Annotated in this window: 12 protein-coding genes; 2 read left to right on the top strand and 10 right to left on the bottom strand. The window is 42.9% G+C overall.

All coding sequences use genetic code 11. The features are described from left to right. The 3 genes from AC1DWN_RS13915 to AC1DWN_RS13905 all read right to left on the bottom strand — a co-directional run. A partial coding sequence (locus tag AC1DWN_RS13915) for a response regulator (RefSeq protein ID WP_477559500.1) occupies positions 1–1,237 on the bottom strand: 1,237 nt, incomplete at its 3' end. Then, a complete protein-coding gene (locus tag AC1DWN_RS13910) occupies positions 1,230–2,990 on the bottom strand; it encodes a sensor histidine kinase (RefSeq protein ID WP_477559499.1) in 1,761 nt (586 codons plus the stop codon). The genes AC1DWN_RS13915 and AC1DWN_RS13910, both read right to left, overlap by 8 nt. A gap of 384 nt (positions 2,991–3,374) precedes the next feature. Beyond that, positions 3,375–4,199: a phytanoyl-CoA dioxygenase family protein gene (locus AC1DWN_RS13905; RefSeq protein WP_477559498.1), complete on the bottom strand. Its 825-nt coding sequence runs from the start codon at positions 4,197–4,199 to the stop codon at positions 3,375–3,377. Positions 4,200–4,454: 255 nt separating this feature from the next. Here AC1DWN_RS13905 and AC1DWN_RS13900 point away from each other — a divergent pair, with 255 nt between their 5' ends. Continuing rightward, positions 4,455–4,535 (top strand): hypothetical protein, encoded by an 81-nt coding sequence (locus AC1DWN_RS13900; protein WP_477559501.1) that lies wholly within the window; start codon positions 4,455–4,457, stop codon positions 4,533–4,535. A 101-nt stretch (positions 4,536–4,636) separates the two neighbouring features. Further along, a complete protein-coding gene (locus AC1DWN_RS13895) occupies positions 4,637–5,134 on the top strand; it encodes a hypothetical protein (protein ID WP_477559497.1) in 498 nt (165 codons plus the stop codon). Positions 5,135–5,199: 65 nt separating this feature from the next. Here the strand turns inward: AC1DWN_RS13895 and AC1DWN_RS13890 are convergent, their stop codons facing one another. The 7 genes from AC1DWN_RS13890 to AC1DWN_RS13860 form a co-directional block, all read right to left on the bottom strand. Beyond that, on the bottom strand, positions 5,200–6,780 hold the full coding sequence (locus AC1DWN_RS13890; RefSeq protein WP_477559496.1) for a SagB family peptide dehydrogenase: 1,581 nt from the start codon (positions 6,778–6,780) through the stop codon (positions 5,200–5,202). A gap of 35 nt (positions 6,781–6,815) precedes the next feature. Beyond that, positions 6,816–8,756: a TOMM precursor leader peptide-binding protein gene (locus AC1DWN_RS13885; protein WP_477559495.1), complete on the bottom strand. Its 1,941-nt coding sequence runs from the start codon at positions 8,754–8,756 to the stop codon at positions 6,816–6,818. Beyond that, the gene (locus AC1DWN_RS13880) at positions 8,753–10,705 is read right to left on the bottom strand and encodes a putative thiazole-containing bacteriocin maturation protein (RefSeq protein WP_477559494.1); all 1,953 of its coding nucleotides are present in this window, start codon (positions 10,703–10,705) and stop codon (positions 8,753–8,755) included. Before AC1DWN_RS13880 ends, AC1DWN_RS13885 begins: the two co-directional genes overlap by 4 nt. Positions 10,706–11,100: 395 nt before the next feature. Beyond that, positions 11,101–11,379: a hypothetical protein gene (locus AC1DWN_RS13875; RefSeq protein WP_477559493.1), complete on the bottom strand. Its 279-nt coding sequence runs from the start codon at positions 11,377–11,379 to the stop codon at positions 11,101–11,103. 356 nt (positions 11,380–11,735) lie between these two features. Beyond that, complete coding sequence (locus AC1DWN_RS13870) at positions 11,736–14,906, bottom strand: Ig-like domain-containing protein (protein WP_477559492.1); 3,171 nt, start codon at positions 14,904–14,906, stop codon at positions 11,736–11,738. A gap of 80 nt (positions 14,907–14,986) precedes the next feature. Next, positions 14,987–16,627 (bottom strand): ThuA domain-containing protein, encoded by a 1,641-nt coding sequence (locus AC1DWN_RS13865; protein WP_477559491.1) that lies wholly within the window; start codon positions 16,625–16,627, stop codon positions 14,987–14,989. Between the two features lie 112 nt (positions 16,628–16,739). Next, complete coding sequence (locus tag AC1DWN_RS13860; protein ID WP_477559490.1) at positions 16,740–17,759, bottom strand: Gfo/Idh/MocA family protein; 1,020 nt, start codon at positions 17,757–17,759, stop codon at positions 16,740–16,742. Between the last annotated feature and the right edge of the window lie 170 nt (positions 17,760–17,929).

Here is a 17,929-nt window from a genome sequence, read left to right as displayed (position 1 = left end):
TCGTCATCTTGCCTAGAGGAAAAGCCTCTCCAATTTCTTCGCGCATCTTCCAACGATTTATATAGGATAGAAAAGAAGATACCAATGTAAAATATATTTCCGTTCGAAGGCTATCTGTTTGCTTGGATACAGAGGCAGCAAGCTTCATAAGCGTCATATATTCCTCCGAAAACTGCTTCTGCTGACCGTTCTCTAATAGAGATTGCAGCAATGGCAGTTTCTTCATCTGCTTACGCAGCTCTTGATCATCCGAATCTATGTCAAATCGGTGGACGGACTGTTCAAGCAACAGCAATTCTTCTCCTAAGCCTAAGCCCCTGCTCATCAGTATTCGTAAATGATCAAATTGTTCGGGCAACTCTTTCCATTCTCGATATGTCGTGCCAACAGCGAAGGACAGCTTCATATTCAGAAGATGTTTGCAAGCATTCTGAATCATCTCAATAGCACCTTTAATAAACGCCAATGTCCGCTGCTTGATCTCCTCATCCCCATATAAATGCGATCCGCTGCTTTTCGGTTGCATCAACCAAGCGACCTTTGACTTCTCTTCGAATTCAAAGGAAACATGACGAATCGATGCATCCAAATATTCATTCGCGATATTTTGTATCGCAAATAAATAGAGAGACTTATCAAAAGGTGTTGTCCCTTCTCGCCATTCATCTATACGCCCGATCACAATAATGGCAGGCTCTTCTGCACTTAGCGAAATATTCAATTCGTGAAAGTGCTCCCGAATCGAACGGTGCGCATAACCGTCGGATTGAACAAGGCCCCATAACAATTCCTTTTGCAAAAATGGCTGAATGGTCAAAGCTTGCTTTCTTGATTTCTCGATTAGCTGTTCAACCTCAATAGCATCAGTTAAAGCTTGTATCGCCTTTTGCACCGCACGAAATATCGCTTCGTTCCCTTCCGTTTTCAATAAATAATCTACGCCGCCGTTTCGAATAGCTTCTTGAATAAATTCGAAATTGTTATAGCCTGTCAGAAAGATGACTTTACACCACGGCCAACGATCAATAATTTCACGGTGAAGCTCAATCCCGCTTAATCCGGGCATTCGAATATCGGTAAGCACAATGTCGATTTTTGTTTTCCCAAGCATGTCCAGTGCATCTGCCGAAGTGTATACTCCGAATACTTCCAATACCATTTCGGACCGTCTTTCAAACAAATCCAATAAGCTTTCAACAATAATGGGCTCATCATCCACAATCAATAGTCTATACATGCGAACCACCCTCTCCAGTTGTCATTCTAAGCTCCACTCTCATGCCTCCCAATGATCCACGACTCACTGAAACACCGAAAGACTCGCCATATTTGATTTGTAGACGCCGATGTACATTGAAGAGACCTGTGGATTCTTGGGTCTTTTCTCCTTTGTGAAGCAGTTCATTCGTTTTCCATAATCGTTCTTCATCCAACTTATCGCCATTATCTTCTACAACGATACAAAGAACCTGCTCCATTTCCTGTACAATCGATACAACAAGTTTGCCGCCGCCGATCTTTTCCTCTAGTGCATGCTCGTATGCGTTTTCAATAATCGGCTGTAGGATTAAGCGAGGTACCTGAATGTAGCGAAAATATTCTGGAATATCAGCCCACTCAACCTCAATTCGATTAAAAAACCGCATATTTTGAATTTCTGTGTACGCTTTGGAATGAGCAAACTCCTGCTCTAAAGAAACTTCTCCAATCCCCGTTTTCGTAATAAACATAAAATATAGACCAAGATGCTCGATCATTGTCTCAGCCGAACGATTGTCATTCATCTGAACTAACCCTTTTAAAATATATAAGCTGTTATATAAAAAGTGAGGATTGATTTGTGATTGAAGCTGCTTCAGCTCTGACTGCTGCGCATGAATCCGTTCTTCATACACCTCCTGGATCAACAGACCCAGCTTGCGTGCCATCGCATTAAACTGCCCATACAAATAGTTGAACTCATCTTTGTTTTGATGATGGATTTCAATATTCAGATCACCCTTCTCAACCTTCCGAAAAGATATTACAAGCCGTTTTAGCGGCTGATGGATAAGACGATAAATCCAGAAAGAAAATAACAAAATAACTACAAAAGAAATAATAGATAAATACCATAAAAATGTTCGATGCTTGCTCAGCGGTCCCAGTAGTTCACTTTCCGGAACATAGAACGTTAAATAGGTATCCAGCACTTTAGAATATTCGAAAGTTAGTAAATACCGACTGCCCTGAACTTCCATAATATCTTGTCCAGTATCATTATCCTGAAAGCGAGGCTGTTCCAGCGCTTCTTTGAGCTCAGGCAGAATACTATCATTTTTTTTGTCTGAAAAAATCCAGTCTTGCTGAAGATTAACAAGCGCTGCACCCGCTCCATTCATATTGCTCAGTTGCTCCAACGAATACTGAAGCTGTTTCCGCGACAGCTCTACTCCTAAAGCAATTGACAATTCAGCTATTTGGATCGGTTCAGGATACACCTTGCTTAACAGTAATTTGTCATTCCAGAAAGTAAACGGTGTTCCATATTTGCTTGGCGCCTGCACTAGCGCTTCTAACTCATCAGGAGGGATATGGTTATCAAAGCTATTTGCAAAGATACCTCTGCCTAAGGATGGAATAAATACCATTACCTCTTCCACATAAGGACTTGATGTTTTGAGCAGGCTCAGCTTGCTTTTCACACTAAGAATCGTCTGTGACCTGGTAAAATCATCCATGTCATTCGCAATTGTTCTAATTTTCTGGAATTCATCATCGAAAATGAGCTCTTGATTCAATTGCATCAGCCGCTGCATTTCTGTCTCAAGCGAACTTACATAGAAATGAAGTCTTGATGCGACTGACTGTGATAACTCACTGCGTAATCTCTCTTCAGCCGATTGATTCATATACAAACTTACTCCATAGATCGGTGTGACAACCAGTAACAAAGACACGATGAGCTTAGATAAAATATTGAACTGAAAGATATCCCTTACTTTTGCCACATCTGATCCAACCCTTCAAGTCAATTGCTAATATTTTCTGTCAGATTTTCAACTAATAGGGATTCAAAAAATCTGTATCATCATATATATCACGTTCACTTTTAGATGACAACGGATACAAAAATAATTTTATATCTTAATCTAAGAAAACAAAAAATGGGTAATGAACGAAGATCGTCCATTATCCATTTTCTAGAAACCTCTATTCTTTAATTTGCTTATTCTCGTATATTACCCAAACTTGGCACAAAGCCGCTCGGACATCCAATTACATACATCCCATAAATCAGAAACGGGCTTATTTGTAAATGGGATGGTATGCGTATAACCCGGAGGCCATCCCCCACAATGACTGGTATTACCTAATCTTCAAGCGTATCCCCCCTATTTAAAATGTCCCTTTGGCTTACGGCTGCTCCATCTTTCATCAACCTTCTCATTGGCTGATTGGTATCTTGCGTCCACACTGATTCGATATTGGTTTGTTGTATTCTCAAGCGAGCAATGGAGCAAAAACATACCAAAAATAAGTACATCGCCTGCTTGAAATTCCGTTGTTGCCCATTTGCCGCCATATTTCTCCGTAATTATAAGTGGATCATCCGTGTAATGTCCGATACCATCTCTATCCGAATCCTTTTTTCCATACGTTTGTTTCAAATTTTCAAATTTATGTGATCCAAGGCACATGGCTAAACCACCCATGTTATATGGCACATCTCCTAGTGGAGACCATACGGTGTATACGTTTTGCGTTCCTCTGCCCATGTAGACAATATCATAGTGCGCTCCTGTGAAATCACCTTTACCAACTGCACGGAGCCATTTGTAATGATACGTAAGCGATTGTGCACCAAGAAAATTATCGAAAAATTGCATAATATGATCCCCGTTTAATACATTAAGCAGCGCTGGCAGGTCCTCATTCGTACCACCCATAAATATAGATCTGCTGCCGTCAGCCATAATGCCTTCTTCGAGCTCAGTGTCACGATCCAGCTTACCCATACTGTCCATTTTTTCTAAAATACTTTTACGTGCATGCAACACTTTATCTCGATCATGAAATCCGCGAATCAATAAGTAGCCATCTTCCTCCATCCGTTCACGAAGCGCATTCACATCTTGTAAAATATCATTCGAGCTCCTAAGCTCCTCTAAGTGCGGTCCATCCATTTCTAATTCCCGGCTGCCTACCTTCAACATCATCGTACATGCACCCCTTAGCCATTTATAATTAAGTCATCTCTTGGCGACCTATAAACTAATTGTAGAGAATACAATCGTAATCATCCATGGATATTCATATGAGTTACATGTATAATCGTACTAAAATAAAAGGGTTTATAGGTTTATCTACGTTTAACAATGTATAATAGAACTGTTAACTGCTTTAGATGACAGCTTTGAACTACAGGCCGGCACCTTTTTTTTCGTGCAAGGGAGCAAACAATTGCAGCTAACTTGAACTTTTATGACGAATTCCACTTTTCCAAGCTGTATAAGAAAAATTTCGGCATGTCGCCGAGTAAATCTCGACAATAAAAGATTCAGGTCAATCCTAAGGGTGTAGCCCATTTTATAGGGATAAGTGCCCTTTTTTCATTCAAAGCATATTGTAGAGTATGATAAAAAGGAGGCACACCATGATACGCAATCAATCTTATATACCACAATCAGCTGTTATGCCCGAGTATTATCAACAAATGCAACCAAACCCGATCCAAGCCAATTCGGGACCTCAAGCTGAGAATAAGCAGCCTGCTCCCCCCTCATATCATTGCTACGTTGATATTAGTCAATTGCATCACCTTCCTTACATGCACGACTTCCACCATATGCAACACTACCATCCTATGATGGATGGCTTTCATCCAATGATGGAYGRTTMCCAYCCMATGATGGATARCTWTCATCCGATGATGGACGATTTCCACCCGATGATGCATGGAATGTGGGATGAGCACATGTTCTCYGATCACCATCATCATTACGATGGTTGGGAGTTCGCATCGCTTGATTATCATCATGCTTGGTTTCACCCTATGATGCATATGCATCATCACCCGTATCATTTCTGCTTACCAGTCACATGCCAACCAGCTGGTGAACTTCAGATGAAGGCAGAAGTTGAACAGCCTTAGGTTAAAATTATAAAAGGGCAGATTGAATGGTACACATTCAATCTGCCCTTTTATTTTAAAATTAATTATTGTGCTAAACTGCCCTCAAGCCGTGATCGACTCCGACATGGGCCGATCGGGATTTGGATCAGACTCGTTTGTCCGAGCGGAGCCAAACCATAAAGCTCATTCATGGAACTAACGTCAAAACCTAGCAGCGGACGTCCTTCCATTCCGGATGCACAAGCAGCGAGCAGCAAGCGCTGAACCAACATTCCCGCCTCCATTTGTTGAATCCGATAGCCTCGATATCCAAGCTCGGCATGAAGATGTCCCCGATCACCCGCCACGTGAAAGCTCAGCGGCACCTGGAATAAGTTCACGTTATCCAAAGACATCCCATACTGAAGCCAAGGCCTTTGATCACCGGATCTAACAAGCTGCAAAGCATGCGACATAGCGTCATAATGATAGGCGCCATCGCGAATCCCTTCAACACCATAAAAGCAGCCATATAGCTTTACGCGAGACACTGGACTCTGGATCGAACCATCCAGATCATTTCGATAGTGATTGGAAATCATAATCTCTTGCAATAGAGCCGCCAGATCCGACTGACTCACTGCTGCCAATACAAATTCATTTTCTGGCGAGTAACGCTGCCTGCATACCTCTGCTAAATCATACGTCAGTCTATTTACTTGAGGTAAAAAATGATCATCGTGTTGATGGACTGCTAGCTGCTCCCTTCCGATCTGTTTAAATGAAAGGGTGGAATCCATTATGGACGCTTCATTCAGCTTGGTCAGCATCGGATAGTCCAATACTTTTTTTGAACGCATATAATGATCGTGCTTTATGATTTGAAGCTCACTGCATAATTCTGCTGATGACATCCGATTTTTATTGCTAATGTCATGGAGGAACCATTCCATACTTGAATCTGCAGCTAGCGGAATTACAGCATATACACTTTCCTCTGCCTCAGGCAGTCCTAGCAAATGGTTGATGGCACGGTCAAGAAACTGAAAGTATACTCCCGCCTCAAAGTCAAAGCGCTTCGCCACCTCAAGCAGCTGGCCTATTAACAAACCTGCGTCCAGTCCCTGCAAACGATACGAGAAATTATTGTATTTATAAAAGTTTTTCCAAAATAAAGTCGATATAAAAGCAGCTGCGAAACAGCTTGTTATGTCACAACGATCGCCTAAAGCCTTGCCTACATAGGAATCAAATTGACCTTCACGCAATAAAACCAAACGATGATGAGCCGCGTCATAATGATAGATACCGTTAGGCAATTCCTCCAACTTCAAATACAAATAAATTTCGCTCGGATACAGCCCTCCGCCTGAAGGAACAAATCGTCTGCAAAGCTGCAATGAGCTTTCCCATGCCTCCCCTGTATTTTGCTCGATAACAGATTGACTAAGCTGTGCCAGACCAAAGGTGTACCAAAGAAAATACCCGATTTCTCGAAGTGTTGGCTTCCCTTGCCTTCGGTCGCCCGTTAGCTTGAGCGGAACATCAGAAGCGAGAGGAAATACAGGCAAATGACGATATAGCTTATACGGGAGAGGCGCGTTCTCCCAATCAACCTCCACATCTTGTGGTTTGGTTTTGTTAGGCTCGTATTGCAATTGGTGCAAAAATGTCTTCAGACTCATTTCTCCCCCTCCTAAATCCCAGCACAAGAAACTTCTTATGGAAAAGGATGCGGATAGCAATTAAGTTGTTCCACCTTAAGCAGCTCCTTCATATAACCCAGCTCTGCTGGTATTCGCAGCACTCGCTCTAGGCCAGTCAAGCGGACAAGGTGTTGGCCGAACGTCATGGGAAGCATGCCGGGAATGAGCACCTTCACACAATGAAGTCCATTTCTCATTGTTTCTTGCGTCGTTTGATTAACAACGATTACCTCTAGATTCAGCTCGCTGAATATTTGGAGAAAAATCTTTAAATCATCGGTTAAATCTGCATGTCGCTCCCTTGGTTTAAAAGCATCTTTAAACGAGAGGACTGGATTATCATTAACGAGCAGGAAGTTCAGACGTTCTTCTGCTTCCTTCAAGCTGTACAGCATGGAGTGATCTTCCATTTGCTTAACGAGAAAAGGATCATGCAGCATTTGTTCATACTGCTCACGGTTCTCCTCTAACTTATCGTTAAACGCAAGCAGCATGCCCGCAATCTCTTGCAAGGCACCTTTTGCCGCCCTCACAGGATCAAGATGCGCCCCCGCAGCGCAAATCATATTTACGCCTTGATCTGTTCTGTTTTTGGCAAGCACCCACACACTTGGAATGCCGTGCTCCATCGTCGAATCGAACAAATGCACATCATAACCAACGACATCACGCAGTCGTTCCACCATTAAATTCATTTCAACATCACCTGAGGAATAAGGATCTAAAGGAACAAGCGGCAGTTGCGCATACCACGTCATGAGAAATGAATCCCGTTCTACAACTTCCAATATGCCGTAAAATATAGCCTCCTCCAAGCTTCCTCCTAAAGCGCAGCCATTTGAGGTTTCATATACAAAGCCGTGACCGCAGCCGGAGCTGTAATAAGCAAGAAGCTCTGGCACGAGAATAGGCTTCTCTTGCAAAAACGAATATCCCCACACCCAATCGATTTTCCTGTTCGGATCAAATGGTTGAAAGGGAAAATCAGGCCGCTCATACTGTGCTTTATCATGTATTCCTACTCGAGTAGGATTTAGTGCTATCTCAGATAGATGATTATAACTGTCATGAACCGTTGTCTTCTTTCCTCGTGGCGATATGCCGCAATACCGTTCCAAACCTTCCAATATCGCTGTCATTTCACTATCCGCAAAAGAATGTGTACGCCCTGCGCAGCCTTCATCTCCTGAGAACATTGGTAAAATGATGCTAGCGTCAGCAAATGGCGACATAAGGTCGATCATCTTTCCATTCAAGAAACCGCTGCGATTGTCGAGATAATCATTGGAAAGTACTTCCTTCAGCTCAACCATCGAACGGGTGCGGTAGCTATTTTCACTGATTTTCGGGCTGGGCTGCAGATTTATTCGCGAAGCTATGGCAGAGTCATCCGGTATTCCCCCACATATGGTACATAACGGATCTGGCAAATAAAAATGAGCTGAGCTATTGAGCGTTTGCAAATGTAGGAGCTTAATATGATTTTCAAGATGAGCCGTATTTCGGATAAGAATGTTGTGGACTTCTGCTGCAATAAGATGAGCCATATGCAATAATCCGCTGCGAGAAGACCAAATATCAGGGAAAACTTCTCCGTGCATGAACAAATGCTGCAGCTCCCACATGTCCTTCCGGTCATTTCCAGCCATTAAACGCCGCAAATCAGCGCATTGTGAGCAGCCTGCCTTCTCAGGAATGACAAGCGGACCAATGACGCCTTCACCAAATGATACAAACCCACGCAGCCACGGAATACCCGACTGCTTGAATATTTCCTCTGCGATTAGATGAGAGGATAAATCGTAGCCATCACTAAGCACGAGCGCAAGATCAGCCGTTTTTGGTAACTCCGAAGCCATTTCGTTCACCCTTACAAGCTGACAACTTGCAGACAAAACATCATTTACATAGTCCGCAAGCTGGCCTACGCCAACAACCGCCACAATAGCGCTCATTGTTCAGCCTCCTCTCGAAGCGAGATGCCGTATACTCCAGCCAGCTCTTCTTTCAAAAAAGATTCTGAAGTTAAGTCAAATACGAGCAGACGCTTGTGGATGGCATTCAATTGTTGTACAGCAGTCTCCAAAACCTCTCGATGCGCGAATGGATCGCAAGAAGGTATCGAAATATCGTCTATTTTAGATGCTTTTACATTTATTGAAGATACATGATGCACTTTTGCTGCAAATGGATCAGCTTTGTTTTGAGCATCAAGCAGGGCAATCATTAACACGCTCCGAAGTGCCCGAGTTATAGTGAGATCAGCGGCGTCATACCAGCGGTCATTTATTTGCAGCCATACAATAGGAAATCCTAATACATCCTCACCCAGTCCGAACGTTAGTGCTCCTTGCATCGTAGTTAAGGCATTTATATAGTAGCGGCATCGTTCATCCTCTACCTGACTCAGCTTCACCAGCTTGATAGCCGGTGTGTTAGCTTCATATAGCTTTATCCGTGCATTCATTAAATACTTTTGCAAAGCGCGACAAACGCCCTCCTCGATCGTTTTACCAGCACCTACGCTTGCAATCTCATCGATTCTTGGAACGTCAGATATTCCGTTTTCCTCATACACCTGAGTGATTTGCAAATTCGCCATACGTGACACATAAGCTTCAATTCCATTAAGACCCGCTTCCCTTCGTGCCTCTTCATGATTATAACCATTACATATAATATCTGGCAGAAGAAGCGCAGGACCAACTGACAGCGGATCAACAGGCTGAACACGGCACAGCGAAAGCGGAAGTTGTCGCAGCTCCCCTTCCTCCCAAATATGGAAGATGCCTGTTTCCGTTGAGGTTAGCTGACTAAAGAAAGGCAGCAATTCACTTGAAGCTCGATTCTCTGAATCCGCTCCCGCTTGCAGCTGGGCAACATCGATCTTCTCGATGAATCGTTGACCATGAACTAATGGATGGGGAAGGAACAAATTCCAATTCCCTTCTAGCGTCTCTAAATTAAGTAGAAACAGTTTATTATTTTTCTCTAGTTTTGTTACTTCTGCTGCTGTTTTCAACCATTCGAAGACGATTACGTTAGCGAGCAGCKATTCCGAAATGGAAGAAGCAGTGTGAACATTTGTATCCTTATAAATGGCGGAATGATGGACTCTTCGCCATGCTGATTCTAAGTCGCCCTCCGAATTAGAATACGACAAGGGAACCACTAAACCAGCCTGCCCAAAAATAACAGCCGGCAGCAATACCTTATTTTTTTGTCGGCAAGCTTCATTAAGCAATCTTAGCTCAGGTTCTCCATCTTGATCTGAGACGAATAAAACCGCAGCATAAGGCTCTACAATCGAAGACCAATCCACTCCCCCATCCTTCGGCAAGCTGATCTCGTCCACCATGACCTCTGAATCAAACTTACGATAATGCTGCTCCAGCTCCAAAATCCGTTTTCGATTCGCCGCATCCGAGTTCAAGCTAAGCAAGTGGAATTGCGGCAATCCAGACTCAAATAACGATTTGACAAGTGAAACCAAAAAAGTGCCAGCTCCAACAACAAGAACGCTAGACTGACGATACAATTGAAATCGGTATGCACCTGACCCGTCAAAGCTGTCCAAAAATTCAATTTGTGAATCATATTTCTTAACAATACTCTCTTGCAGCTGATGCGGACGATCCTGACTTACATCTTGGACATAACCGTTCGCATACAATACTTTTGCAATCTCATAAACATGATCACGATATTGTTCTGATAATCCATCCGTTAAATCATGCATCGTATGCTCACCATTAAATACAGGTATTAATTTTTCAATCCATTGATCAATCGTGCTGCCTTCCATCCGAAATGAACCGATATTGTTGCGGAAATAGACACTTCCGTCCGAGCTGGGGAGAAAAAAAGTATCTCCTCTCACTTTAAGGCGCGTAGAAGGATCCAAATTTCATTCCTCCTTAATATGAAATCTAACTTTTCGTAACAAGAGTTCCTCTACAAGTGTAAACGGCTGTCGCCGTCCTTGCGGCCAAAGCTCGTTTCGCGGTGAATTATAAGACTATTATAAGTGTGACACTTATAAATTCTTATAATATAAAGATATGTAAGGCTATTTGTCCGTCATGCCAGCACATGCAAGTCTGAGAAACTTATACTTTTCTATATGGCATAGAAAGACACCCCTGCATCCCAAAAGCGTTTGCAGAGGTGTCTTGAAACTTTTTTTTAATATATAAGAATTTATAAGTATTCACTTATAAATGTGCTTATATATCTCCGCGAAACGAATGCTTTGCCGAAGTGGACGGCGACAGCCGTTTACGCTTGATATATAAGAATTTATAAGTATTCACTTATAAATGTGCTTATATATCTCCGCGAAACGAATGCTTTTGCCGAAGAGGACGGCGACAGCCGTTTACGCTTGCATGCAATAGCTAACTTGTTAATGGCAACGGGCACAGCCACCACAGCGTGCGCAGCCGCCGCAGTTGTGGGCACAACCACCGCAGCGGGCACAGCCTCCACATCTAGCACAACCGCCGCATCCGCCACATCCTCCGCATGAACAAAATCCGATGCAAAAGCCGATGCAAAAGCCAATACACAGACGAGCATTATTAGGATCCACTTGACCTTGACCCACATTCGGCGTCATGCCGCTCGCTTTAAACGAATCCATATTCAGATTTTGAAGATCATTCTTAAATTCATTCATCTTAGTAGCCTCCGTTAAATGTTCATGTGATGATCATCGGCACTCACAAAATAAGAAATGATAATGAGAACAGCCCGAACTGGTCATATGCCGATAATCGTTCATGACATATACGTATGAAAAAAGCTCCGCTAGTGTTACTAATCCATTCACCTACTTGCCTGAAATATAAAGTGAAGAACCAACAAAAAGAGGCTGCAAAAAGGTCAWTGACCTTTTTGCAGCCTCACTATTATTTCTGCGAAACATTTCCTAATCATGCTTCTTCAATAAATATTTTCATGGCAGCCATCGCTTCACTTAATGTACCTGCTGTCTCGTTCACTTGTAATTGTGAGGCATTTGAGTCTGCTTCAATCACTGTTGCAACTGCAAGGGCACCTTGAAGTGCTGCCCATGTTTCTGTCGTGTAATCTTCTTCATTCGAGTACAATAATTCTGATTTTGCCATGTTATCTCTTAATGCTCTTTTATCAATCCGATCAGGGTCTTCACCTACTACTTTTACTGTAAGTATTGCTGGAGCATCGATTCCATCAATAATACCGCTTACCCGAATTGAACCGGATACGGCATATTGATCTGAAGGAATCTCTTCCCATGAAACTGGCAGATCTTTATACTTATCTTCAATCGTTAACACCTTTACTGTTTCTGGTAATATTGGCTTCACATTAATATAAGTGTTTACAGGATAAATGGGCATCATTGCTTTAATTGCATCTGTAAGCGATAAATTCGTCTTTGATAAGTAGTCTTCTAAGTAAAAATTCCCATTTACATCTACATTCACAGAGAGAGATTTAGTTGCATAATTACTATCCAAGAATACAGATACTGTAATGCTTGCTTTGCCTTCAGTTAATGCAACAAATTGGTTTTGCTCGTGAATTGCAATTACATTAGGGTTTGAACTTTCCACATTTATTATTGCGTTAGTCAGGTCAAGTACATTGCCTTTATTAGATAATGCTTTAATATCTAATATTGCCGTTGTTTCATTCACTGCTTCTACATTGAGTTCTATGTCTGTTAGAGGAGCTTGCTTGTTTCCTACAAAAACTTCCTCTGGCAAGCTTTGCGTTAATACTCTAAGATTGGCTTCTCCACTGCCTACGTGTGTATAGGAAAGTTTTTGTGTACCATGTTTAAGCTTGATTTCACCCTCTGCTTCTATAGTACTTAATAGCTTCCATCTTCCATCGTATACTTTCGCAGTGGCTTCGCCCACATAAACTAGATAATTTCCATTCTCAAGAGTTGTGCTAAAGGTAATCGTTTCTCCGTTATCAGCGGTGAAGCTCGGATTTGTAATATCACCACTTTGGGCAAGCAACTCAATTCCTATTGACTGATCATGGTATTGATTCGAATAAGAAATAACGTTTGAAGTATTGCCTGAAAATGACGTTGGTTTCACAGGGTAATCGATTGAATAAAGATTCCAAAGCTTCCCATCCTCAACCGTCTCTAAATGCCAGTCTTTTCTCTGCTCGCGTAGACGATTTTGCTGATCTTTTGTAAAGGCACCATCTCTTCTAGCGATATCCCATTGCTTTATGGCATACATAACCTCATCATTATTACCGTTATTTCTTAAAGCATCCAATGAAGTTACAAGTGCATAACCCGCATCGAATCCCGCTGACTTAGCAAGCATCCATTCAATATCTATAGTTGAAGCGCCACCGTTATATTGGAACCATCCAAGCATTTTAGGGAAGAAATTTCGTTCATAGTAAAACTGATTCATATATCGATAGTCAATCATACCTTCACGCATAGCAGCGCCCCAAGGCTCTCCCCAGTTCATTCTGCTGCTTACACTCCAAATATTAGGATATAAATTACTTGAATCATTGATATAATCTTCTTTATTGACTAAGTTTCGATAGACATCGTTGACCAACTTACTCCCTTGATACAAACTATATCCCGCTGCATTCGCATCTTCTAGTCCATCAAATGAGATTTGTCTCAAACCGGTATTATTGAAAGCTTCTGCTAAACGCAAGGAAGTTTCGTCTATAATATCGTGTCCTCCGATCGTTCCTCCATAAGCATTTTGCCAGATTCTTTTAATGGTTGCACCGGCATGGTGTGCCACCTTAAGGGTATCCCATTGGTTTCTTCCGGCCAATGTTAATTTCCATTCCGTTGCACTCATTTGTGTTATTTCGGAGTAGGACATTAATTCATTGTCTATTTGAAGATAACTTCCGTTACCGCCTCTAAATATCGAATCATCATCTACGAAAACTTCCATGCCAGTATCAGAAAGCTCTTGCGTTATCTTCGCAGAACCACCGCTAGCTAAACCTGGATTTGGAATAGGCGTATTATAAGGATCTCCACCTTCAATAAACGGACCCATAGTATGTACGCCGACTTTAATCCCATTCGCTGCTGCTTTGTCTACTGCCTTTTTCATTCCCGCATCACTATTTTCGAAAGAAGAATTGAACCGATAATGTCCATCACTTTCAAAGACGCCATCTCTGTATACGTATTTTATTCCGGCCTTGTTAGCAAAGCCTGCGAATTCATCCATGGAATCAATAGAAAGATCTCCTGAAATAAAATAGGGCATTGTTACTTCTGGATTCGTTTTTTGCCATTCTCCGTTCAGCATCGGATGCGGCTGGTCCTCGCCTATTTCTATATCAGAAATGGTACTTAAAACAGCGTCCTTCATAGCCAATTTAGCATCTTCCGATACGCTTGCATGAATACTGCAACCATATAATGCAATTTTCGAACCTTCTAATATTCCATCAAAGCCTGCTATTGGCGGTACTTGTTGCTTATCAATAAATACATCTCCTTGATGTCTTCTGACAGGCCTGATTCTTTCTTTAGTAGAGTCTAGAGTATATACCTGCAGAACGCTTCCCCAATCTGTTTTGGATGCCGAACTCCAATCATAAGAAAATTGTGTTGGTCCTGGTCMCTCGGGATATCCGAACTCTTGATAATCATAGGGGAATCCACCCTGTGACTTGTCATTCAACCCTTTAATCCCAATCGCAAAACGATCATCGTAAACGACACCAACAGCTTCGCCGACCGTTTGGGAAATACTCGTAGTAATGGGACCCCATAGGATCATTTCTATATCGTTCCCGGATTTCTCAACTCGTGTAACTTCAAAAGTTGCGTAAGTCTCCTTCGATACGACCTTAATAGCTACTTCGATATCTTTGTCAAAATGAAAAGTGTATGTCTCATGATCAACCGACATTGACACGGGCAGCAGCTCTTGTTTATCCATGACAAGCTTTAATAAATGTGCCAAATACTGCTGCTTGATATGATTTGTACCATCTACAAGATTAATTAGACCGACAATTTGTCCTCTTTCATCGAGTTCAATCTTCATATTTCCTGCAGTAATTTGGTAGAGACTTTGTGTTTCTTTCGTATCCATCTACTTCTCCCCATTCTTCAATATGGTATCAAGCTTCGTTATAGTCGCGCTTTACTAGTGTTACGCAAGGCTGCCTCTTATCACAGCACCTCAGGAGTAACGCTTCGACCTAAGTCTGAGCTTTGCGAAGCTGCTTCCAATATACTGATGACCCGCAGTGCTTGTTCGGGCTTTACGATCAATTCCTCACCCAAGAGCAAATGGTTAGCGGCATTCCAATAATATTGTTTCCAATCCGTTTCAAATATCCGCTCAATCTTGCTGTGCTGACGAATGCCATTCACTATACTTGTCAAAAAGATTTCGTCCTGCTCATTCATTTCAATACTGCCTCGGGTGCCGAGAATTTGCCATTTTGGTCGCTTGACCGCTGCGATGGAGGAGAACATAATATCAACCGTAACCCCGTTTTTGAAATGGATGTTCACTTTGCCATGGTCTTCGTTAGTTACCGCATGCCATACTCTTTTCTGGAAATTCCCCATCAGTTGAGTCATCTCGGAAGGAATCAAATTGAGAATCCAGTCGATGATATGCGCACCCCAATCGTACATGATTCCGCCACTGACGGCTTTGTCGGAGCGCCAGTTGAAGCCAGGCTGATGATAGCCAACTGCCGAGTAATCAATATGAAAAAGATCTCCGATTAAGTTTCTATTCAACAGCTCACGGATCAGCATATAGTCATCGTCCCAACGTCTGCAATGAAAGACGGACAACATCACCTCTTGCTCCCGAGCTTTCTGAATCAACGCTTTCCCTTCCTCCACCGTCAAGCAAAACGGCTTTTCCAATACGACATGCTTACCAGCCTCAAGGCATTTCATCGCGAGAGGTGCATGCAGATGGTGCGGCAAAATGTTCACGACAAGATCTACTTCATCCAGAGCCAGCATATCGTCCAAACTGGTGAAATACCCCTTCAAACCGGGGAACTGCTGCTTGGCTGCCTCTACCCTTTCCGGTGAAGCATCGCAAACCGCAACAACTTCCATGCCATCGGTTTGATCGATCCAGCTCGCATGACCGGCGCCCATATTAAATGACGGGCCGAACCCTAGCAAACCGCAGCGAATTTTTTCGGATGTTTTCTCCTCGCCGGCGCTCCAACGAATTGCACGCAGAAGCATCTTCTGAAATTCAGGATGTCTCCATGCTTTTAAGTCGTGGCCATTCGCCAAATAAGCGACCCGTCCTTGATCGTAGGATTTCGTATAGGCAAGCGGCAGCTTCCTCCCCTGCCAGTTTGTTTCCGCAAGCACCGTCACCTTGGCAGGATCATAGCTTTGCAAATGGTACATTTCGTCATCGATTACAAACGATTTCATCCTTGTCGTAATAAGGTGATCGGTATTCACGATGTCCACTTTAAAACTGTGATGCTCCGGATGTGTCAAAAATTCGCTGCCTAACATCTCAACATACCGGCGATTGTTACGGAAGCTGTCCGCCGCGGAATGAACACCAACAAATCCGCCGCCATTCGATATGAATTCGAGCAGCCCTCGTTCGCGTTCCGGCGTGAGCTCGTCTGCAAATCCAGTTGTGTACAATACAACTGCGGCGTATTTCCCTTCATGTAGGTGAGTCAACTGATCAAGATCTGAAGTAGCCTCCATACAATAACCTTCTCTTAAATCGATCAACTTCCCCAATTGTTCTCCARCCGCTTTCGTCGGATGAAATTCAGGGCCTCCGTATACATACAATATATTTTTCACGCAAATAACCCCCCAGATTTATACATTCTGTACAACCAAGGTGAAACGGCTGTCGCCGTCCTTGCGGTAAAGAAAAGTTTCGCGGTCCGTGATTACCAGACCTCCAATCAGCTTAGCCGTCCGCATACACTTTCCTAGTACGATTCATCGTTGCAAGTTCCACTTTCTGTTTGGAGTGCATACTTTCAATGGCTGCGAATCCTATTTCGTTCACTGCTTTGAAATGATCGTTCGAACAATGTGGCACAGGCCCACCGTCCAAATAATCAGCAATTTGATTATAAGCAACGGTGAATACACTTTGACTTTCCGGTAAGCCATAAGCATCCAAATCGATAGGCTGCCCCTCATTCGTTACAGCTGCAAACTCAGTGTGCATGCCTACGCGAATTCGACCTTTAGTACCATGTACATCACAATAAATTTGATCGTACGCGCCTCTGTCTCCCACTTGAATGCCGGTCACACCATTCTTAAATTCGATCATCATGCCGTCATAACAAGGCTCCGGCTCGTAACCATCTTGCCCCGCTTCGCTCACTTTTCCGATTGCGTAAACGGATTCCGGACAATATCCAGCAAACTGGCACATAAGGTCTGTCGTATGACTAGCAAACGATAATACTGTGCCACCGCTGTAACCGACAACTTTCGTCACATCACCGATTAATCCTTCATTTACCAGTTCCTGCATTCTGAGTACACGCGGGGACCAGTGCCTCGAGTAGGAGACAATGATATTCGTGCCATTACTCGAAGCAATGGCTAGAAGCTCATCCATTTCGGCCAACGAACTGGTTGGTGGCTTTTCCAAAAATACGGCTTTCGGCTTGGCTGCCAATACTTCTTTCATTACCCGATAATGAAGCGGCCCCCTAACGCATACGGCCACGATGTCGAGTTCTTCCTGCAGCATTTCCGCACTGCTCGAGAAATAGTTGAGGTCAGGAAATTCCCCTCCCCATAACTCGCGAAATTTGTCCTGAGCCGTGAGGGAATTATCACACACCGCTGCCAGCTTGACGCGATCACTAAACCGAATACCCCCCACATGGCAATAGGGCTCCTTTTCCTCTGGTGTTCCATAAAATGCAGCAATATGCCCCAATCCAATAATGCCTACTCTGTACATGAATAACATCCCCTTTAAATAAGTGAAAAGAATGCAACCACTACCTCAACGCAATGCGGCCTTCAATTGAAGGCCTCATGATCTTACCCACATTGCTCTATGTCAAAATCTTGGGTTTACTGTTTTGTTAAATTGTTGAAAGCTTGCTGTGCTTCATATCAAGGTTAACC

Source organism: Paenibacillus sp. P4_A7 (genome assembly GCF_056402455.1).
The sequence above is the reverse complement of the archived record's forward strand: the minus strand, read 5'-3'. Positions and strand labels throughout refer to the sequence as shown.

Bases quoted from the DNA above. Each gene is read 5' to 3' on its own strand.
- AC1DWN_RS13905 (WP_477559498.1), bottom strand. From the start codon at position 4,199: ATGATGTTGAAGGTAGGCAGCCGGGAATTAGAAATGGATGGACCGCAC.
- AC1DWN_RS13890 (WP_477559496.1), bottom strand. From the start codon at position 6,780: ATGAGTCTGAAGACATTTTTGCACCAATTGCAATACGAGCCTAACAAA.
- AC1DWN_RS13885 (WP_477559495.1), bottom strand. From the start codon at position 8,756: ATGAGCGCTATTGTGGCGGTTGTTGGCGTAGGCCAGCTTGCGGACTAT.
- AC1DWN_RS13875 (WP_477559493.1), bottom strand. From the start codon at position 11,379: ATGCTCGTCTGTGTATTGGCTTTTGCATCGGCTTTTGCATCGGATTTT.
- AC1DWN_RS13860 (WP_477559490.1), bottom strand. From the start codon at position 17,759: ATGTACAGAGTAGGCATTATTGGATTGGGGCATATTGCTGCATTTTAT.